At 58.1% G+C, this 19,102-nt stretch carries 15 protein-coding genes; 10 read left to right on the top strand and 5 right to left on the bottom strand.

Annotated features, from left to right (window positions below; translation table 11 throughout):
- Window positions 1-172 precede the first annotated feature (172 nt).
- Complete coding sequence (eno, locus tag DXA66_RS02865) at window positions 173-1,471, bottom strand: phosphopyruvate hydratase (protein WP_118526679.1); 1,299 nt, start codon at window positions 1,469-1,471, stop codon at window positions 173-175.
- A 387-nt stretch (window positions 1,472-1,858) separates the two neighbouring features.
- Here eno and DXA66_RS02855 point away from each other — a divergent pair, with 387 nt between their 5' ends.
- The 6 genes from DXA66_RS02855 (at window position 1,859) to DXA66_RS02830 (ending at window position 8,402) form a co-directional block, all read left to right on the top strand.
- Window positions 1,859-3,280: an MATE family efflux transporter gene (locus DXA66_RS02855; RefSeq protein WP_097777227.1), complete on the top strand. Its 1,422-nt coding sequence runs from the start codon at window positions 1,859-1,861 to the stop codon at window positions 3,278-3,280.
- 266 nt (window positions 3,281-3,546) lie between these two features.
- Window positions 3,547-4,764, top strand: coding sequence for an ABC transporter substrate-binding protein (locus tag DXA66_RS02850; RefSeq protein ID WP_118526675.1), 1,218 nt, complete (start codon window positions 3,547-3,549; stop codon window positions 4,762-4,764).
- Between the two features lie 171 nt (window positions 4,765-4,935).
- The gene (locus DXA66_RS02845; RefSeq protein WP_097777225.1) at window positions 4,936-5,814 is read left to right on the top strand and encodes a branched-chain amino acid ABC transporter permease; all 879 of its coding nucleotides are present in this window, start codon (window positions 4,936-4,938) and stop codon (window positions 5,812-5,814) included.
- Between the two features lie 13 nt (window positions 5,815-5,827).
- A complete protein-coding gene (locus DXA66_RS02840) occupies window positions 5,828-6,853 on the top strand; it encodes a branched-chain amino acid ABC transporter permease (RefSeq protein ID WP_118526673.1) in 1,026 nt (341 codons plus the stop codon).
- On the top strand, window positions 6,846-7,685 hold the full coding sequence (locus DXA66_RS02835; protein ID WP_118526671.1) for an ABC transporter ATP-binding protein: 840 nt from the start codon (window positions 6,846-6,848) through the stop codon (window positions 7,683-7,685). Before DXA66_RS02840 ends, DXA66_RS02835 begins: the two co-directional genes overlap by 8 nt.
- 3 nt (window positions 7,686-7,688) lie before the next feature.
- Entirely contained in the window at window positions 7,689-8,402 is a 714-nt protein-coding gene (locus DXA66_RS02830) for an ABC transporter ATP-binding protein (RefSeq protein ID WP_005942657.1), read from the top strand.
- 63 nt (window positions 8,403-8,465) lie between these two features.
- Here DXA66_RS02830 and DXA66_RS02825 read toward each other — a convergent pair whose 3' ends face one another.
- Window positions 8,466-9,629 (bottom strand): DUF819 domain-containing protein, encoded by a 1,164-nt coding sequence (locus DXA66_RS02825; RefSeq protein ID WP_118526669.1) that lies wholly within the window; start codon window positions 9,627-9,629, stop codon window positions 8,466-8,468.
- Between the two features lie 132 nt (window positions 9,630-9,761).
- Here DXA66_RS02825 and DXA66_RS02820 point away from each other — a divergent pair, with 132 nt between their 5' ends.
- Window positions 9,762-10,859: a dipeptide epimerase gene (locus tag DXA66_RS02820; RefSeq protein ID WP_097774465.1), complete on the top strand. Its 1,098-nt coding sequence runs from the start codon at window positions 9,762-9,764 to the stop codon at window positions 10,857-10,859.
- A gap of 188 nt (window positions 10,860-11,047) precedes the next feature.
- On the opposite strand, the gene DXA66_RS02815 is transcribed toward DXA66_RS02820, so the two are convergent.
- Window positions 11,048-12,499, bottom strand: coding sequence for an aminoacyl-histidine dipeptidase (locus DXA66_RS02815; RefSeq protein ID WP_118526667.1), 1,452 nt, complete (start codon window positions 12,497-12,499; stop codon window positions 11,048-11,050).
- 206 nt (window positions 12,500-12,705) lie between these two features.
- Here DXA66_RS02815 and DXA66_RS02810 point away from each other — a divergent pair, with 206 nt between their 5' ends.
- Complete coding sequence (locus DXA66_RS02810) at window positions 12,706-13,524, top strand: MerR family transcriptional regulator (protein ID WP_097777220.1); 819 nt, start codon at window positions 12,706-12,708, stop codon at window positions 13,522-13,524.
- 167 nt (window positions 13,525-13,691) lie between these two features.
- Window positions 13,692-15,740 (top strand): FAD-binding protein, encoded by a 2,049-nt coding sequence (locus tag DXA66_RS02805; protein WP_118526665.1) that lies wholly within the window; start codon window positions 13,692-13,694, stop codon window positions 15,738-15,740.
- Between the two features lie 123 nt (window positions 15,741-15,863).
- Here DXA66_RS02805 and DXA66_RS02800 read toward each other — a convergent pair whose 3' ends face one another.
- Window positions 15,864-16,250: an FMN-binding protein gene (locus DXA66_RS02800; protein WP_118526663.1), complete on the bottom strand. Its 387-nt coding sequence runs from the start codon at window positions 16,248-16,250 to the stop codon at window positions 15,864-15,866.
- A 36-nt stretch (window positions 16,251-16,286) separates the two neighbouring features.
- A complete protein-coding gene (locus DXA66_RS02795; protein ID WP_118526661.1) occupies window positions 16,287-17,945 on the bottom strand; it encodes a glutamine--tRNA ligase/YqeY domain fusion protein in 1,659 nt (552 codons plus the stop codon).
- Between the two features lie 250 nt (window positions 17,946-18,195).
- Between DXA66_RS02795 and DXA66_RS02790 the strand changes: the two genes are divergently transcribed.
- Window positions 18,196-19,080, top strand: a complete 885-nt coding sequence (locus tag DXA66_RS02790; protein ID WP_118526659.1) for a YitT family protein — start codon at window positions 18,196-18,198, stop codon at window positions 19,078-19,080.
- Window positions 19,081-19,102: the final 22 nt, after the last annotated feature.

Genomic DNA, 19,102 nt, shown 5'->3' with positions numbered 1-19,102 from the left:
CCAATTCCAAGCATTCATTATTTGCGCAAAGAGAATTGTTGCAAAATACAATAACAATTTACAAAAAGCGGAACCCTTTTAGCTCTAAAAAGGTTCCACTTTTTGTGCATTGTTTTTTCAGGAAGCTATTTTGCAACAGTCCCTTTTTTGCGTATTATATTTTCCAACCGCCTCAGCGCTTTACGTTGAAAGCTGCCATGCCGGGGTAAACGGCGCTGCCGCCCAGCTGCTCCTCAATGCGCAGCAGCTGGTTGTACTTTGCAACACGCTCGGTACGGCTGGGAGCACCGGTCTTGATCTGGCAGGTGTTCAGCGCCACGGCCAGATCGGCAATGGTGGTGTCCTCGGTCTCACCGGAGCGGTGAGAGCTGATGGCGGTGTAACCGGCCTTGTGAGCCATCTTGATGGCTTCCAGAGTTTCGGAAACAGAGCCGATCTGGTTCAGTTTGATCAGGATCGCGTTGCCTGCACCCAGCCCGATGCCCTTGGCCAGACGCTCGGTGTTGGTAACGAACAGGTCGTCGCCCACCAGCTGGACCTTGCCGCCCAGCTCACGGGTCATCTCCTGCCAGCCTTCCCAGTCCTCTTCATCCAGACCGTCCTCGATGGAGATGATGGGGTACTTTTCCACCAGACTCTTCCAGTGTGCGATCAGCTCGCTGGAGGTGAACTCGGTGCCGGCCTTGGGCAGCTTGTAGAAGCCCTTGCCCTTGGGGCTCTTCCACTCGGAGGACGCGGCATCCATAGCCAGCATGAAGTCCTTGCCGGGCACGTAACCGGCCTTTTCGATGGCGGCCAGAATGGTCTCGATGGTCTCCTCGTCGCTGGACAGGTTGGGGGCAAAGCCGCCCTCATCGCCCACAGAGGTAGCCAGACCCTTGGCCTTCAGGATGGAAGCCAGCGCATGGAACACCTCCGCGCACCAGCGCAAAGCTTCCTTGAAGGAGGGCGCGCCCACGGGCATGATCATGAACTCCTGCGTATCCACGGTGTTGGTGGCGTGTGCGCCGCCGTTCAGAATGTTCATCATGGGCACGGGCAGGCGGTTGCCGTTCACACCGCCCAGAAAGCGGTACAGCGGCATATCCAGAGAAGCAGCGGCTGCACGGCAGGCGGCAATGGACACGGCCAGAATGGCGTTTGCGCCCAGATTGGATTTATCTTTGGTGCCGTCGGCCTTGATCATGGCAGCGTCGATGGCGTAGATGTCGGAGGCATCCATGCCCACAACAGCATCCGCAATGACGGTGTTGATGTTCTCAACAGCCTTGGTCACGCCCTTGCCCAGATAGCGGCCCTTGTCGCCATCCCGCAGCTCCAGAGCTTCAAACTCACCAGTGGATGCGCCGGAAGGTGCGCAGCCGCGTGCCACAGTGCCGTCGGCCAGAGTAATCTCCGCTTCCACGGTGGGGTTGCCGCGGGAGTCCAGAATTTCGCGGCCAATAACAGATTTAATTTCCAGATCGTTCATCTTGAAAACCTCCTGAATATCATTTCCATCCCGGTGCTGCCCGGGGCGGGCAGACGGGTGACGGCCAATTAGGGCAGTTATGCCTAACTAACCAATAGTATCCTACCACGCTTTCCGGCCCGGTGCAAGAGCCGATGCGCATGTTTGCGGATGTAAACTTTTTAAGGGGCAAAAAACGGCAGCTGATGGGGCAGAACATTCCGGCAAAGCAGGAAACAGCTGGTCTTTACAGTCTGCCCACTGGCAGCAGCGGGGATGCATCATGCCTGACATGTGAATTTCATATGGCAGATATACTAAAATTTTTCTTTACTTTTTGTCAGGACGACTCTATACTGTTTTCTGGTTCTAATATGTTTCTTTATGGTAGATAGAGGAGGATTTTTTATGAATAAGGATCTGACGGTCGGCAAGCCGTCACAGGTTTTGTGGCAGTTCTGCCTGCCCATGTTCGGCAGCATCATCTTCCAGCAGCTGTACAACATTGCCGACAGCCTTGTTGCAGGCAAGTTCATCGGCGAGAATGCACTGGCTGCTGTGGGCAACAGCTACGAGATCACCCTGATCTTCATTGCATTTGCCTTTGGCTGCAACATTGGCTGCTCGGTCATCGTGTCCCGCTACTTTGGCGCAAAGGACTACGATGAGATGAAGACTTCGGTCTACACTTCCCTGATCGGCTCTGCCGTGCTGTGCGCCGTTCTGATGCTGATCGGCCTTGTGGGCTGCCACAGCCTGCTGGAGCTCATCAACACCCCGGAGGAGATCCTTGCGGATTCTTCGCTGTATCTGGATATCTACGTTCTGGGCCTGCCCTTCATGTTCTTCTACAACATCGCCACCGGCATCTTCTCCGCTCTGGGCGACAGCAAAACGCCCTTCTATTTTCTGGCAGTCTCGTCCCTGTCCAACATCGGCGTGGACATCCTGTTCGTGGCCGGTCTCAAGATGGGCGTAGCCGGTGTGGCATGGGCCACCTTCCTGTGTCAGGGTGTGAGCTGCGTGCTGGCCATGGTGGTGGTGTTCCGCCGCATCAGCGCCTTCAAATCCAAGAACAAGGTCGTGCTGTTCTCCTGGAACATGCTGGGCAAGGTGGCCGTGGTGGCCATCCCCAGCATCCTGCAGCAGAGCTTCGTCTCTGTGGGCAACATCATCCTGCAGAGCGTCATCAACACCTTTGGTGCCAGCGTCATTGCAGGCTACTCTGCAGCCGTCAAGCTGAACAACATGGTCATCACTTCCTTTACCACGCTGGGCAACGGCATCTCCAACTACACCTCCCAGAACATGGGCGCGGGCAAGATGGACCGTGTGCACAAGGGCTTTGGTGCAGGCCGCAATCTGGTGTGGATCATCTGCGTGCCCATCGTGCTCCTGTACTTCTTCTTCGGCCGCTTCCTGCTGCTGCTGTTCATGAATGACCCGCAGGGTCCGGCCATCGACACCGGTATGCTGTTCCTGCGCATCCTGTCTCCCTTCTATTTTGTGGTGTCGCTCAAGCTGGTCACTGACGGCATCCTGCGCGGCTGCGGCATGATGGTGCGCTTTATGATCGCCACCTTCTCCGACCTGATCCTGCGCGTGGGCATCGCCATTGTGCTGAGCAGCACTGCTCTGGGCAGCACGGGCATCTGGATGGCATGGCCCGTTGGCTGGTGCATCGGCACCGGCCTGTCGCTGGTGTTCTACTTCGCCGCCATCCGCAAGGTCCTTGCAGAGTCTCCTGCCAAAGCGGAAGCAGAGGGCGAAGCTGCCGAGGCACGTGCAGAGGCCGAGTTCGCCGCAGATGCCGAAATGGAGACCCTGTAACCCTTTTGCAACTTGTGAATTGTGTTCACCTGACACACAAACAAAATGAAGCAGTTGAAATAGTGCACAAAACAGACCCATTGCTTTTGGCTATTTTGGCGACAAAGTCCACAAAATGCCCCTGAAAGTATGGACGGTTTGTGAATTGCGGATTTTGGCTCACAGGTCTATAATATTGATAACGAAGCAAGGTCGCTTTGAGGGAAAGAGGGCCTTGCTTCCGTTTTTATACTGAAGCACGAATGCTCCTAAGGAGGATATTTACTATGAAAAAGATGATTTCTCGTCGTAATTTCCTGGCCGCTGCAGGTGTTGTTGCTGCAGCCGGCGTTCTGACTGCATGCGGCGGTTCTTCCAACAGCACTGCTGCTTCCGCCTCTACCGCAGCTTCTGGTGCCGCTGCTTCCGGCGACACCATCAAGGTGGGCGTTCTTGGACCTCTGACCGGTGATGTTTCCGTTTACGGTCAGGCCGTTGTCAACGGCGCTACCCTGTACCTGAAGCAGGTCAACGAAAAGGGCGGCATCAACGGCAAGCAGCTGGAGATCATCGCCATGGATGAGCAGGGCGATGCAACTCAGGCTGTTACCTGCTTCACCAAGATGTGCGATCAGGGCATCACCGCTCTGGTGGGCGATGTTACCACCACCCCGACTCTGGCAGTTGCTGCCGAGAGCGCAGACTACAACATGCCCATGGTCACTGCTTCCGCTACCGCTGAGGCTGTCACCTACGATGCCGAGACCGACACCGTGAACGAGAATGTGTTCCGCGCAACCTTCACCGACCCGTTCCAGGGCATCAAGATGGCTGACTACGCTTACCAGCGGTTGGGCTACACCAAGGCAGCCGTCATCTTCCAGAAGGGCGCTGACTACAACGAGGGTCTGGCAGAGAACTTCGTCAACGAGTTCGAGAGCCTGGGCGGCACCATCGTCGATCAGGAGACCTACTCTGAGGGCGATGTGGACTACAAGACCCAGCTGACCACCATTCTGGGCAAGGCTCCCGAAGTGGTGTTCTGCCCCAACTACTATCAGGAAGTCGGTCAGATCCTGGCTCAGGCTGAGAGCATCGGTCTGGCAGTTCCCTTCCTGGGCGGCGACGGCTGGGATGGTCTGGAAGGCTATGCAACTGCCGACCAGCTGAAGGATGCCTACTTCTGCGCAAACTACGCAAAAGGCTCCAACCCCGACTTTGAGGATGCCTACAAGGCTGAGTACGGTGAGGAGTACCCCAACGGCTTCGCTCCTCTGGGCTACGATGCTGCCATGACCGTTGTCTACGGCATTCAGGCTGCTGAGGATGCCGGCCTGACCGCTGGTGATGACGACTATAAGCAGGCCGTCATCGATGCTATCGCAGGCGGCACCATCGATGGCATCACCGGCACCTTCACCTTCGATGAGCACCACAACCCCGTCAAGCAGACCGCTATCCTGTGCTTCGACGGTGCAACCCCCGTTCTGAAGGAAATGTTCTGATCTGCTTTGATCCTGCGCACCGGTGTGCGGCATAAAGGCAGCACTCAGAAATAAAAGACCCATTGCGGAGACCGCCGGAACAGGTTTTGCTCGGCCGTCTCCGCTTTTTTGGTAAAAAAGTGCATTTCCCAAAAGGCGTGCAAACGCCGCAAAGAAAGGAAGTATCAGTCCATGACAGTGTTTTTTAGCCAGCTGATCAACGGCTTGTCCCTTGGCAGCATCTATGCACTGATCGCACTGGGTTACAGCATGGTGTACGGCATCATCCTGCTGCTGAACTTTGCCCATGGCGATGTCATTATGGTTGGTGCGTACATGTCCTGGTTCGTGATGAATCAGCTGGGCCTTGGCCCGGTCACTGCTGTGTGCGCCACCATCATCACCTGCACGCTGCTGGGCGTTGTGATCGAGAAGATCGCCTACACCCCGCTGCGCAACGCACCCCGTATCTCCCTGCTGATCACAGCAATCGGCGTGTCCTTCTTCCTGGAGTACACTGCAGAGCTGATCCTTGGTTCCGGTGCAAAGGTCATTCCGGCCTACTACACCAACCAGACCTTCCGCATCGGCTCTGTGCCGCTGGGTCTCACCTCTGTCATCACCCTGCTGGTCACGGTGCTGTCCATGCTGGTGCTCACCTTCCTTGTGCAGAAGACCAAGCTCGGCAAGGCCATGCGTGCCGTGTCTGAGGATATGGACGCTGCCCGTCTGATGGGCATTAACGTCAACAGCACCATTTCCTTTACCTTTGCGGTGGGTTCCGCTCTGGCCGGTATCGGCTCGGTGCTGTACTGCTGCAGCTACCCGCAGGCGACCCCCACCATGGGCTCCATGCTGGGCCTGAAGGCCTTCGTTGCAGCCGTTCTGGGCGGCATCGGCTCCATTCCCGGTGCCATGATCGGCGGCATCGCCATCGGCCTGTGCGAGTGCTTTGTTTCCGCCATCGGCCTTTCCGCATGGAAGGATGCCGTCACGTTTGCGATCCTGATCATCGTGCTGCTGGTCAAGCCCACCGGCTTCCTTGGCCGCAAGGTTCAGGAAAAGGTGTAAGGAGGGCATGAAGATGAATACCAAACGCAAAACGCTCAAAATGCCCGTGCGCTACCTGATGAACGCCGTGCTGGTGGCTCTGCTGTTCGTGGGCCTGTCCTTCCTCACCCAGAACGTGCTTTCCACCTACCAGAACAAGGTGCTTCTCACCGTGGGCATCAACATCATTCTGGCTGTCTCGCTGAACGTTGCCACCGGTTATCTGGGCCAGCTGCCGCTGGGCCACGCCGGTTTCATGGCCGTGGGTGCTTACACCTGCGCCCTGTTCACGAAATACAGCAATCTGCCCTCCGGTGTCGCTTTTGCCGTGGGTCTGGTTCTGGCCTGCATCGTGGCGGGCCTGTTCGGCGTGCTGATCGGCATTCCTGCTCTGCGCCTGACCGGCGATTATCTGGCCATCCTGACGCTGGGCTTTGGCGAGATCATCCGCATCACCCTGAACAACATCGATGATGTGCTGGGCTTCAAGCTGTTCTACGGTGCCAAGGGCCTGAAGAACATCCCCAAGTATTCCAACTTCGCCAATGTGTTCATCTGCGTGGTCATTACCTGCTTTGCCATCCACGCCATGATGAAGAGCCGCCACGGCCGTGCCGTGCTGGCCATCCGCGACAACGAGATCGCTGCCGAGAGCTGCGGCATCCAGACTACTTATTATAAGGTCATGGCCTTTGCCTTCTCCGCCGCCTTTGCCGGTCTGGCCGGCGGCCTGTACGCCTGCTATCTGGGCGTTTTGGATCCCTCCACCTTCGGCTTCATGAAGTCCATCGAAATTCTGGTCATGGTGGTTCTGGGCGGCATGGGTTCCATGCTGGGCTCCATCCTGTCCGCGACCGTGCTGACCATCCTGCCCGAGGCCACCCGCAGCTTTGAAAGCTACCGCATGGTGGTCTACTCGCTGGTGCTGGTCCTCATGATGATCTTCCGTCCGGGTGGCCTGCTGGGCAGCTACGACTTCTCCATGAGCCGCATTGTGGAAAAGATCATGAACGGCGAACTGTTCCAGAAGAAAGCAACGGAGGGCAAAGACCATGAGTGAGTTCCAGACCAAGTTACACAGTGTGCCCTCCGGCGGCTTTTTGACCGACCGCGACATGGACAAAAAACCCATTCTGGACGTGCGTGAGCTGGGCATCGACTTCGGCGGTCTGACCGCCGTGGATGGCTTCAACCTGATGATCGGCCGCAACGAGATCACCGGTCTGATCGGCCCCAACGGCGCCGGTAAGACTACCGTGTTCAACCTGCTGACCAACGTCTACCAGCCCACCCGCGGCTCCATCCTGATTGATGGTATACCCACCGCCGGCAAAAAGACCTATCAGGTCAACCGCATGGGCGTGGCCCGTACCTTCCAGAACATCCGCCTGTTCAAGGAACTGAGCGTGATCGATAACATCAAGGTGGGCCTGCACGAGTCCATGAAGTACAATCTGGCATCTTCGCTGATCCGCCTGCCCAACTACTGGAAGGAAGAGAAGAAGTGCACCGAGCGTGCTCTGGAGCTGCTGGATATCTTCCACATGGCAGACCTCGCCAATGTGCAGGCAGGCAGCCTGCCCTACGGCGCACAGCGCCGTCTGGAGATCATGCGTGCACTGGCCACCAGCCCGAAGCTGCTGCTGCTGGACGAGCCTGCTGCCGGTATGAATCCCTCCGAGACTGCAGAGCTGACCGAGACTATCCGCCGCATCCGCGACGAGTTCAACATCGCCGTGCTGCTGATCGAGCATGATATGAGCCTGGTCATGGGCATCTGCGAGGGCATTGCCGTGCTGAACTTCGGCCGCATCATCGCCAAGGGCACGCCCGACGAGATCCGCAGCAACCCGCAGGTCATCGAAGCCTATCTGGGCAAGAAGGAGGGCTAAGCCATGGCTGATACGTTACTGAAAGTTGATAACATCAACGTCTATTACGGCAACATCCACGCCGTCAAGGACATCTCCTTCGAGGTGGATCAGGGCGAGATCGTCACCCTGATCGGTGCCAACGGTGCCGGCAAATCCACCACCCTGAAGACCATTTCCGGCCTGCTGAAGCCCAAGACCGGCGACATCCTGTACAAGGGCAGCAGCATCAAGGGCATGCGCGCCCACAAGATCGTGGAAGCGGGCCTTGCCCATGTGCCGGAAGGCCGCCATGTGTTCCTGCACATGACCGTGGAAGAAAATCTGGACATGGGTGCATACACCCAGCCTGCTTCCACCATTGCACCCAACAAGGAAAAGGTGTTTGAGCTGTTCCCCCGCCTGAAGGAACGCCGCAAGCAGCTGGCCGGTACCATGTCCGGCGGCGAACAGCAGATGCTGGCCATGGGCCGCGCCCTGATGAGCAACGCTTCCATGCTGATGCTGGACGAGCCTTCCATGGGCCTTTCGCCGCTGCTGGTGCAGGAGATCTTCGACATCATCCAGAACGTGCACAAGGAAGGCATGACCATCCTGCTGGTGGAGCAGAACGCACAGATGGCTCTTTCCGTGGCAGACCGTGCCTACGTCCTTGAGACGGGCCGTGTAGTCATGGAGGGCACCGGTGCCGAACTGCTGACCAACGAGCGCGTGCGCAGCGCATATCTGGGCGGCTAAGCAAAAAATCGTATAAGAAAAGGGGCTGTTGCACATGCAACAGCCCCTTTTTTGCAGTATTTGTTATGCCAGCAGAGACATGATATTTGCGGTGATCAGGCCGCCTGCCGTGCCAATGACGTAGCCCATCAGAGCCATCAGAACGCCAACAGGCACCAGAGCGCCGCTGTAGGCACCAGCCAGAATGGGAGCGGATGCGGAACCGCCGATGTTTGCCAGAGATGCAACACCGCAGGTGAACATATCCAGATGGAAGATCTTTGCCAGCAGCACCAGAATGATGCCGTGGATGGCCAGGATCATAAAGCCTGCCAGGATCCATGCGGGTGCATCGGTCAGCTCCAGGAAGCTTGCGCGGGAGGCAAGCAATGCCACCACGGAGTACAGCAGCAGGTTGGACAGCTCGGTGCTGCCTGCCATGCGGCCCACGGGGGTGACAGCGCCGATCAGGCCGGACAGCGTGATGAGCAGGACGGTCCAGGTGGCCTTGTCCAGGAAGGGCATTGCGCTGTTCAGGGCTGCGCCGATATCCTGACCGAAGGCGGAGATCACCAGAGCCAGACCCAGCAGGAAGATCAGGTTGACAAAGGAAGCCTTGTCCTCGTTGGACTTTGCGTCCTCTTCCAGACGGCGGGACACTTCATCCAGCGTGGTGGTGTCGGCCTTGACCCACTTGTTGAACTTGGGAGCAAGGTTGATGGCCCACAGCAGGAACATGACCCAGATGGAGTAGTCGATGGAGTCCACCACCAGTGCGTAGGCCATGTCAGCTTCGCCGATGTCCAGCGCAGCCTGCACGGCGATCATGTTGCCGGAGCCTCCCATCCAGCTGCCGCACAGAGCGCCCAGTGCCTTCCATGCTTCGGAGCCAAGGGGCCCCTTCATGATGGCGAAGGTGGCAATGAAGGCCACCGAGATGGAGACGGAAGCGGCAAAGAAGCCGCCCAGCATCTTGGGACCCAGCTTGATGATCTTGCGGATGTCGCAGCGCAGCAACATCAGGAAGATCATTGCATACAGCAGGTTGTTTTTCAGCACGGAGTAGGCAGGCTTGGTGGCCTCCATGTCCCATGCACCCAGCGTGCAGAGAATCATGGTAATGAGGTACAGCAGAACGATAGGTGGTGCATAGTCGAAGAATTTCGACTTCGTGTAGCGTTGCAGCCACACCAGCAGTGCGGCAATGAACACCAGCACGGCGATGTAGGTGAAACCGTTTGTGATCATGAACCCAATCCCCTTTCTTTTTGTGCAATTTTTTGCGGACAATTGTCTTTACAATATCGACAACTTCGTATACAATACTACCATAGATTTCATAATCTGGCAACATTTTTTATCGAAAGGGGTAGGTTTTGCATGAAAATCACGGAAGTACGTCTCGGTCTGATCTCCGTGCCGCTGCGCGTGCCTTTTAAGACGGCTCTGCGTTCGGTCAGCAGCGTGGAAGATGTGATCGTAGAGATCCACACCGACACCGGCGCTGTGGGTTATGGTGAGGCACCTCCCACCGGTGTGATCACCGGCGACACCACCGGTGCCATCATCGGTGCCATCCGCGACCATATCGCAAAGACCATCATCGGCCGCGATGTGGACGACTTTGAAGACCTGATGATCGCACTGAATGCCTGCATCCAGAAGAACACCAGCGCCAAGGCTGCTGTGGATATGGCCCTGTGGGATCTGTACGGCCAGCTGTACAAAATCCCTGTGTACAAGCTGATGGGCGGCGCAAAGAAGTCCATCGTCACCGACATCACCATCAGCGTCAACGACCCCGAAGAGATGGTGCGCGATGCCCTGAACGCCATCGACCGCGGCTACGACTGCCTGAAGGTCAAGGTGGGCAAGGAGCCGGAAAAGGATATTGCACGCCTGAGCGCCATCCGCGGTGCTGTGCCCAAGGAGACCTGCATCCGCATCGACGCAAATCAGGGCTGGACCCCCAAGGAAGCCGTGCGCATCCTGAACGGAATGCAGGAGAAGGGCCTTGATCTCGAATTCGTGGAGCAGCCGGTCAAGGCCCACGATTTTGAAGGCCTGAAGTATGTTACCGAGCGCTCCTATGTGCCGGTGCTGGCCGACGAGAGCGTGTTCTCCCCGCAGGACGCACTGACCATCATGCAGATGGGAGCCGCAGACCTCGTGAACATCAAGCTGATGAAGTGCGGCGGCCTGTACAACGCCCTCAAGATCGCATCCGCTGCTGAGGTGTACGGCGTGGAGTGCATGATCGGCTGTATGTTGGAAGCCAAGATCAGCGTGAATGCCGCCGTGCATCTGGCCTGCGCAAAGCAGATCATCACCCGCGTGGATCTGGACGGCCCCGTGCTGTGCAGTGAGGACCCCATCCTCGGCGGTGCAGTGTTCAATGAAAAAGACATCACTGTTTCCAACGAGCCGGGCCTTGGCATCAAGGGCATTGAGCCGGGTAAGATCAAATATCTGGACTAAACTCCTTCCGTCATTACTTCGCAATGCCACCTTCCTCAAGGAGGGAGGCCTTGGCAAAGCGGAAAACTTTATCTTTTCGCCGGAGGCTCCCTCATTGAGGGAGCTGGTGCGGCGTGAGCCGTGCCTGAGGGAGTTATACAAAAACGGCACCTGCCAGTTCCGCAGGTGCCGTTTTGTGTTTGGGGCCGTTATGCTTTGTAAGCCAGAATAGCCTTCAGGTATTCCCACACACGGGCCACCGATGCAATGTCGGCGCGCTCGTTGGGGGTGTGGACGTGCAGCAGGTTCGGGCCGAAGGAGATGCAGTCCAGTCCTTCGATCTTGCCGGAGAGGATGCCGCACTCCAGACCTGCGTGCAGGGCTGCGATCTGAGGCTTTTCGCCGTACTGTGCTTCGTACACAGCTACGCAGCGGTCCCGCAGGGCGCTCTCACGTGCATAGGTCCAGGCAGGGTAGTCGCCATGGAACCGCACGCCGCCGCCCAGCAGCTCTGTCAGGGTCTGTACCTTGCAGCACAACAGCTCCTTGGCCGAAGGCACCGAGCTGCGGATGGAAAAGCGCAGGATGGCTTCCTGCTCGTCCATCTCGGCAACGCCCAGATTCAGCGAGGTCTCCACAAGGCCCGGCACATCCATGCTCATGGCCTGCACGCCCCAGGGCATCAGCAGCAGGGCCTTGCGCAGGCGCTGGGTGGAATCGGCATCCAATGCGCTGAACGCGCCGCAGCCCTGTTCGGTGAGCTGCAGGCGGATGGCAGGGTCTGCCATGCCGTATTCGGCCTGCACCTGTGCGGCGAACTGAGCGGCAGCAGTGTGCACGCCCTCGGTGATGCCTGCGGGCAGCACCAGCGTGATGCTGCTTTCTTTGGGAATGACATTCTCCTTTGCGCCGCCGGACAGTGTCAGAGCGGCGTAGTCCACGCCATTTTCGGTCAGCAGGGTCAGCCAGCGGCCCAGCAGGGCAATGGCGTTGGCACGGCCCTTGTGGATCTCGGTGCCGGAATGTCCGCCCACAAGGCCGATCACATCCGCCTTTACGGCGGTGCCGGTCACAGGAACACGGGCAATGGGCAGATGGCATTCAACGCGGCGTCCGCCTGCACAGCCTGCGGTCAGCACCCCCTCTTCCTCGGAGTCGATGTTCACCAGCATCCGGCCCTCAAGGTCGGAAAAATCCATGGCAGATGCACCCAGCAGGCCCACCTCCTCGCAGACGGTCAGCACGACCTCCAGCGCAGGGTGGGGAATGTCCTTTGCGTCCAGAACAGCCAGCGCATAGGCCACGGCAATGCCGTCGTCGCCGCCAAGGGTCGTGCCCTCGGCGCACACATAGCCGCCGTCTACGACCGGGTGGATGGCATCCTTCTCAAGATCCAGCGGGCAGTCGGCGGTCTTGTCGCCCACCATGTCCAGATGTCCCTGCAGGATCAGGCCCGGCTCCTTCTCGTATCCGGGTGTGGCCGGTGCCTTGATGAGCAGGTTGCCCATCTCGTCCTGACGGCAGGCAAGGCCGTGGGCCTTGGCGAACTGCACGCAGTAGTCGCTCAGTGCCTTTTCGTGGTGGGAGGTGTGCGGAATGCCGCAGATCTCCTCAAAGTAATAAAAAACCGAAGCCGGTTCCAGTCCGGTCAGTGCACTCATATACTCTCGCTCCTTTATTTATAAGGTGAAATGCTTCTGTCCATATTCTAACAGATTCTGCAGCCGGATACAATGTGTTGTATCCGGCAAAATATTTTTTCTGCCGGTGCTTGCAGACGGCGGGCCGGGTCGTATAATAGGAATAGTTACAAAAATAACATTCGAGTGGCTCTAAGGTTCCGCCGCCCGGAAAGGAGAACTTCGCCATGCGCTATACCATCAGTGAAATGGCTTCGCTGCTGGGTGTGACCACCCATACCCTGCGGTACTACGAAAAAATGGGTCTCATCCGCCCCGAGGTAAACGAGGAGACCGGCTACCGCTACTATACCGTCACCGACACCCGCCGGTTCAACCTCTGCCGGGAGCTGCGCGCGGCGGAACTCTCGCTGGAAGAGTGCCGGGAGCTGATCGGCAGCCCGTCGGTGGAGCAGAGCGACAAGATGTTTGCCCGGCAGGCCGCCCGGCTGCGGCGCAGGCAGGTGCTGGATGAGCTGTCCATCCACTTTTTGGAAAAGATGCAGGAGCAGTACCGCACGCTGGAGCAGGATGTCGGGCGGGTCTGGGTGCAGAACTTTCCGGAGATGTGGCGGCTGACCTTCTCGCAGGAAGAGGAAGCCAGCCGCGACCGGGAACTGCAGCAGGAAAAGGCGGAGTGGCTGGAGTGTATGCCGGCTGCCCGCTGGGTCAGCCGCCTGCCCCGGCGGGTGATGGAACAGTTCCGGGTGGGGCGCAACGAGTACGATTACGGCCTGATGATGGAGGCCGACGCTGCCCGCAGGCTGGGCCTGCAGCGCACCCGGCATGTGGAAGTGGTGTGCGGCGGCGATTATCTTGTCACCATCTGGAAAAAGGATTACCGCGGCTCCTTCGGGTGGGACTCACTGGAAACCCTGCACGATGAGATCGTGCGGCGGGACTTCCGGGCGGTGGGCGAGACCTTCAGCAGCATCGTGGCCAGCCGCCAGCAGCCAGACGGCAGCGTTGTGAACTACCATCATACCCGGACGAAGATCTATACATGAGAGGGTTTTGTCACCTCCTACAAAAACTCGTGATATTTTTGTCAAAATGACCCTTGACCTTCGCGCTGCTCTAACGTGTAAACTTTGTTTAGTGAGTAACAAAGTCGGACTTCCGGCTTTGCTGCTCTGACAGAGTACACGATTGAGAAGAAAGAGGAGAACACACTATGAGCGAAAAGATCTCTCGCCGCAACTTCCTGCGCACCGCTACGCTGGGCGCAGCAGCTGCCGGTCTGCTGGCAGGCTGCGGCAACAGCGGCGCTTCCAGCAGCACCGCCGCAGGCACCTACACTGCAGGCACCTACAGCGCCACCGCTACCGGCATCAACACCGCCACCCCCGTCACCGTGACCATGACCTTCAGCGCTGATGCCATCACCGATGTGCAGATCGACGTTGCAAACGAGACCAAGGGCTACGGTGCCGACATCGCCGATGAGATGGTCAAGAAGATCCTGGACGCACAGTCCAGCGAGGTGGACGGCCACTCCGGCGCAACCATCACCTCCGACGCCATCCGGAAGGCTGCCGAGAGCTGCATCAATCAGGCCAAGGGCGTGGCCGTTGCTCCCACCGAGGCCAACAAGGCCGAGACCGTTGTCCCCGACAGCCTGAGCGTGGAGGAAGTGGAGTCCTCTGTGTGCGAGCTGGGCGACATCACCCCCGACGAGACCAAGGACTTTGACGTGGTCGTCGTGGGTGCCGGTGCTGCCGGTGTGCCCGCCGCAGGCTGGGCTGCCGAGCTGGGCGGCCATGTGGCCCTGCTGCAGAAGCAGAGCATCGTGGTCAGCCAGGGCAACTGCGGCTCTGCCATCATCAAGTCCAAGTCCACCGACGCGGGCAAGAAGATGTGGGTGCACATGACCAACGGCCTGTGCGACTGGCGTGCCGATACCAGCCTGCTGAACGCCTACGTCGAGAACTCCGAAGAAGCTCTGATGTGGTATCTGAACCGCGCCGGCCTGACCGACCAGACCGAGTACGGCGACGGCAGCCTCGTGGACAGCAACAAGAACCCCTCCGACCTGCTGCACAACGACGAGAAGGAGATCTTCGCCTACATGTGCACCAGCCAGGATCTGACCGGCGTGTGGAAGGACCGCATGGACACCTACGACTTCGGCGATGAGCACTGCTACTTCTTTGCTCCGTGGATCGGCCCCAAGCCCAAGAACGTGGGCGACGTGCTGGCCACTGTGCTGGAGAACGTGCAGGCCAAGAACTCCAATCTGGAGACCTTCTTCAACACCCCCGCCGTCAAGCTGGTGCATGAGAACGGCAAGGTGACCGGCGTCATCGCAAAGGACGAAAACGGCAAGTACATCCAGTTCAACGCTTCCAAGGGCGTCATTCTGGCCACCGGCGACTACATGAACAACGAGGCCATGGTCAAGCGCTGGTGCCCCGATGTGGACGGCTTCGACAAGAAGCAGTACCAGAAGACCGGCGACGGCCACATCATGGCCATCGATGCAGGTGCAAAGATGGAAAATCTGGGCCACACCAAGATGATGCACGACTTCGACTCCGGCCTGATGTACGAGGAACCGTTCCTGTACGTCAACATGGAGGGCAAGCGCTTCTGCAACGAGGACACCGGCTTTGTCTACATGGGCAACATCACCAAGTATGTGCCCAAGTTCAACGGCAACAACGTGGATGCAAACCATCCGGACGGTTCTCTGGGCTGGTACTGCCAGATCTACGATAACGACTACATGAGCTACGCCAACAGCCCCATCCCCGAGCAGGTGATGACCAAGTACATCCCCGGTGCCGTGGAGAACCCGCAGGGCGTGTTCACCAACCTCATCGATACCTACAAGGCCGACACCATCGAAGAGCTGGCCGGTCTGCTGGGCGTACCTGCAGACGAGCTGCAGAAGACCATCGACCGCTACAACGAGCTGTGCGACAAGGGCGCCGACGTGGACTTCGGTAAGAAGAGCGCTTACATGCACAAGATCGTCACCGCTCCCTTCTGGGGCATCCGCAAGCACATCCGCGTGTCCTCCATCGACAGCGGCGTGAACACCAACGCCAACGGTCAGGCTCTGGATGCTGACGGCAACGTCATCGACGGCCTGTACTGCGTCGGCAACGTGGGCGGCGTGTTCTACGGCGGCGCGGACTATCCGTTCCACCAGACTGGCCTGTCTCTGGGCCGCTGCTACACCTTCGGTATGCTGGCAGCAAAGCACGCCATGGGCAAGTAAGACCTCCTGAAAGCAACACGAACCCCCTCCGGGTCAACCCGGAGGGGGTTCTTTGCATACAAAAAAGGCTCTGCAGCATTTTGCCGCAGAGCCTTCGTTTTTTACAGATGATACCGGGACGGCTTACTGTGCCTGGCTCAGGCAGTCGTCCATAGCGGTGAACACCGCGTCGCTGGTCATGGTAGCACCGGCAACAGCGTCCACACCGCTGGTGGAACCGGCCTTGGTCAGCTGGTCTGCCAGAGTTTCAGCAGCGGTGCCGCCCAGTTCGGGAGTCTCGCCGGAAGCATCGATCTCCACACCGGTCACCCGGCCGCCGGTGACGGTGACGGTGACAGTCACATCACTCAGGCAGCCCTGAGCGCTGGACGTATAGATGCCATCCGTCAGGCTGGCGGCGTTGTCGGCAGCGGGCACAGTGCCGGTGTTCTTGATGTACAGGCCGAGCACAACTGCCATAATGACAGTGACAGCAGCCATGATGATAACATTCCGGGTGAGTTTCTTCATAAAAGATCAAATGCTCCCTTTTGACGTGATATATTTTTACTTTGCGGGTTTGAAACTGTCGCGCAGGGTGACGACGCGGTTGTAAACGCCGGGGTTCTTGGAGTCCGGGGTAAAGAAGCCGGTGCGCACGAACTGGAACTTCTCACCGGGCTTTGCGTCCTTCAGGCTTTCTTCCAGCTTGCAGCCCTTGCACACAACAACGCTTTCCGGGTTCAGGTAGTCCTTGTAATCGCTGCCCTCGGGGATGGCGTTCATGTTGGCCTCGGTGAACAGCTTGTCGTACAGGCGCACCTCGGCATCCACGGCATGGGCGGCACTCACCCAATGGATGGTGCCCTTGACCTTGCGGCCATCGGCGGGATTGCCGTTGCCAGTCTCAAGGTCGGCGGTGCAGTGGATGGCGGCAATGCTGCCGTCGGCATTCTTCTCCACGCCGGTGCACTTGACGATGTAAGCGCCCATCAGACGCACCTCACCGCCAATGGTCAGGCGCTTGAACTTGGGAGGCGGCACCTCGGCAAAGTCCTCATTCTCGATCCACAGCTCTTTGGTAAAGGCCACCTTGCGGGTGGTGGTATCGTTGGCTTCGCGGTTGGGGTTGTTGGCTACATCAAAGTACTCGGTCTTGTCCTCCGGGTAGTTATCCACGACCAGCTTCACGGGGTCCAGCACGGCGATGCGGCGCTGAGCGGTCAGGTCCAGCTCGCTGCGGATACAGGCTTCCAGCTGGCGCATGTCGATCAGGTTGTCGGATTTAGAAATGCCGGCCTCGCGCACAAAGGTGAAGATGGAGGTGGGGGTGTAGCCGCGGCGGCGCAGACCGCACAGGGTGGGCATACGGGGGTCGTCCCAGCCGTCCACGATGCCCATTTCCACCAGCTCACGCAGGTAGCGCTTGCTCATGACGGTATTGGTCATGTTCAGGCGTGCAAACTCGCGCTGCTTGGGGAAGGCAGTGCCGAAAATGTTCTCGATGACCCAGTTGTACAGCGGGCGGTGGTTCTCGAACTCCAGACTGCACATACTGTGGGTAATGCCCTCAATGGCATCCTGAATGGGGTGTGCGAAGTCGTACATCGGGTAGATGCACCACTTGCTGCCCTGACGGTGATGCTCGGCGTACTTGATGCGGTAGATAGCCGGGTCACGCATGTTCATGTTGGGGCTGGCCAGATCGATCTTGGCACGCAGGGTCTTTTCGCCCTCCTGGAACTCACCGGCACGCATCCGGCGGAACAGGTCAAGATTCTCTTCCGGGGTGCGGTCGCGCCACGGAGAGGGACGGGAAGGCTTGCCGGCATCGGCACCGCGGTACTCGCGCATTTCGTCGCGGGTCAGGTCGTCCACGTAGGCCTTGCCCTCCATGATGAGCTTTTCGGCATACTCGTAGCACTTGTCAAAGTAGTCGCTGCCGTAGAAGATGCCGCCATTGGGGTCGGCGCCCAGCCAGTGCAGATCCTCGATGATGCTGTTCACGTACTCCTCACCCTCGCGGGCAGGGTTGGTGTCGTCCAGACGCAGGTTGAACTTACCGCCGTACTGGTTTGCAATGGACCAGTTGATGTAGATGGCCTTGGCACTGCCGATGTGCAGGTAGCCGTTGGGCTCGGGCGGGAAGCGGGTATGGATCTCGCGGATCTTGCCCTCGGCCAGATCCGCGTCGATGATGTCGGTCAGAAAGTTTTTATCTGCCATGTGTTTTCCCCCTGTCAAAGGCACAAAGTGCCTATATATTCCATAATACTATATAATACACTATTTTTACTGCACCTTCAAGATGAAAGCCGGAACTTCTGGGGCAAATGCGCATTTTTGCGTGGAATTTTGCTGTGAATTGCCCGATTTCCACAACTTTTTCCCTATCCCTTGACACCGCCGTGCAAGGAGAGTATATTTTTGCATGGCATACAGCGCATTTTGCCGTGCTTAAAATAGGAGGAACCCCATGAACAGTTTAAAAGAAGCGTTCAGCATGAAAAATATGCTGAAGAATTTAAATTTCTTCGGTGAGCTGAATCTCGGCCTGATCCTGACGGCAGTCGGCATCGTTTACTTTAAAAATCCCAATCATTTTGCATTTGGCGGCACCTCGGGCCTGTCCATTCTGCTGGCAGACCTGTTCCCTAAGATCAACGTGGGCGGCTTTATGTGGATCATCAACCTGATCCTGGTAGTGCTGGGCTTTGTCTTTCTGGGCATCAAGACCATGGGCTGGACGATCTATTCTTCCTTTGCGCTGTCCTTTTTTGTGTCGGCGTGCGAGTGGCTCTATCCCGTCAACGTTTCCATGAGCGGCGATGCCATGCTGGATCTGGTGTTCGCCGTGTTCCTGCCGGCTCTGGGCGCGGCGATCGTATTCGACATCGGTGCATCCACCGGCGGTACGGATATTGTGGCCCTGATCCTGGCAAAATATACCTCTATGGAGATCGGCAAGGCCCTGATGGTCAGCGATATCCTCATCGTGCTGGCGGCGGCATGGCGGTTTGGCATGGGCACCGGCCTGTACTGTATCCTGGGCCTGATCGCCAAGAGCTTTGTGGTGGATGGTGCCATCGAGAACATTCGCCTGCGCAAGGTGTGCACCATCGTGACGGCCAACCCGCAGCCCATTCTGGACTTCATCATCAAGGACATGAACCGCTCTGCTACTGTGGAAAAGGCCTACGGTGCCTATACCCACCACGAGCTGAGCGTGCTGGTGACGGTGCTGACCCGCCGTCAGGCCCTGCAGCTGCGCAACTTCCTGCGTGAGAACGACCCCCGGAGCTTTATCACCATCGTCAACTCCAGCGAGATCATCGGCAAGGGTTTCCGCTCCTTTAATTGAATATCAACGGGATTCGGCGGGC

It is taken from the genome of Faecalibacterium sp. OF03-6AC, assembly GCF_003478175.1.
Lineage (GTDB): Bacteria > Bacillota > Clostridia > Oscillospirales > Ruminococcaceae > Faecalibacterium > Faecalibacterium taiwanense.
The sequence above is the reverse complement of the archived record's forward strand: the minus strand, read 5'-3'. Positions and strand labels throughout refer to the sequence as shown.

What these genes read in the sequence shown, in the direction of transcription:
- DXA66_RS02795 (WP_118526661.1), bottom strand. Translation starts at nt 17,945, where the DNA reads ATGGCAGATAAAAACTTTCTGACCGACATCATCGACGCGGATCTGGCC.
- DXA66_RS02845 (WP_097777225.1), top strand. Translation starts at nt 4,936, where the DNA reads ATGACAGTGTTTTTTAGCCAGCTGATCAACGGCTTGTCCCTTGGCAGC.
- eno (WP_118526679.1), bottom strand. Translation starts at nt 1,471, where the DNA reads ATGAACGATCTGGAAATTAAATCTGTTATTGGCCGCGAAATTCTGGAC.
- DXA66_RS02820 (WP_097774465.1), top strand. Translation starts at nt 9,762, where the DNA reads ATGAAAATCACGGAAGTACGTCTCGGTCTGATCTCCGTGCCGCTGCGC.
- DXA66_RS02815 (WP_118526667.1), bottom strand. Translation starts at nt 12,499, where the DNA reads ATGAGTGCACTGACCGGACTGGAACCGGCTTCGGTTTTTTATTACTTT.
- DXA66_RS02835 (WP_118526671.1), top strand. Translation starts at nt 6,846, where the DNA reads ATGAGTGAGTTCCAGACCAAGTTACACAGTGTGCCCTCCGGCGGCTTT.
- DXA66_RS02790 (WP_118526659.1), top strand. Translation starts at nt 18,196, where the DNA reads ATGAACAGTTTAAAAGAAGCGTTCAGCATGAAAAATATGCTGAAGAAT.
- DXA66_RS02825 (WP_118526669.1), bottom strand. Translation starts at nt 9,629, where the DNA reads ATGATCACAAACGGTTTCACCTACATCGCCGTGCTGGTGTTCATTGCC.
- DXA66_RS02855 (WP_097777227.1), top strand. Translation starts at nt 1,859, where the DNA reads ATGAATAAGGATCTGACGGTCGGCAAGCCGTCACAGGTTTTGTGGCAG.
- DXA66_RS02850 (WP_118526675.1), top strand. Translation starts at nt 3,547, where the DNA reads ATGAAAAAGATGATTTCTCGTCGTAATTTCCTGGCCGCTGCAGGTGTT.
- DXA66_RS02810 (WP_097777220.1), top strand. Translation starts at nt 12,706, where the DNA reads ATGCGCTATACCATCAGTGAAATGGCTTCGCTGCTGGGTGTGACCACC.
- DXA66_RS02800 (WP_118526663.1), bottom strand. Translation starts at nt 16,250, where the DNA reads ATGAAGAAACTCACCCGGAATGTTATCATCATGGCTGCTGTCACTGTC.
- DXA66_RS02805 (WP_118526665.1), top strand. Translation starts at nt 13,692, where the DNA reads ATGAGCGAAAAGATCTCTCGCCGCAACTTCCTGCGCACCGCTACGCTG.
- DXA66_RS02840 (WP_118526673.1), top strand. Translation starts at nt 5,828, where the DNA reads ATGAATACCAAACGCAAAACGCTCAAAATGCCCGTGCGCTACCTGATG.
- DXA66_RS02830 (WP_005942657.1), top strand. Translation starts at nt 7,689, where the DNA reads ATGGCTGATACGTTACTGAAAGTTGATAACATCAACGTCTATTACGGC.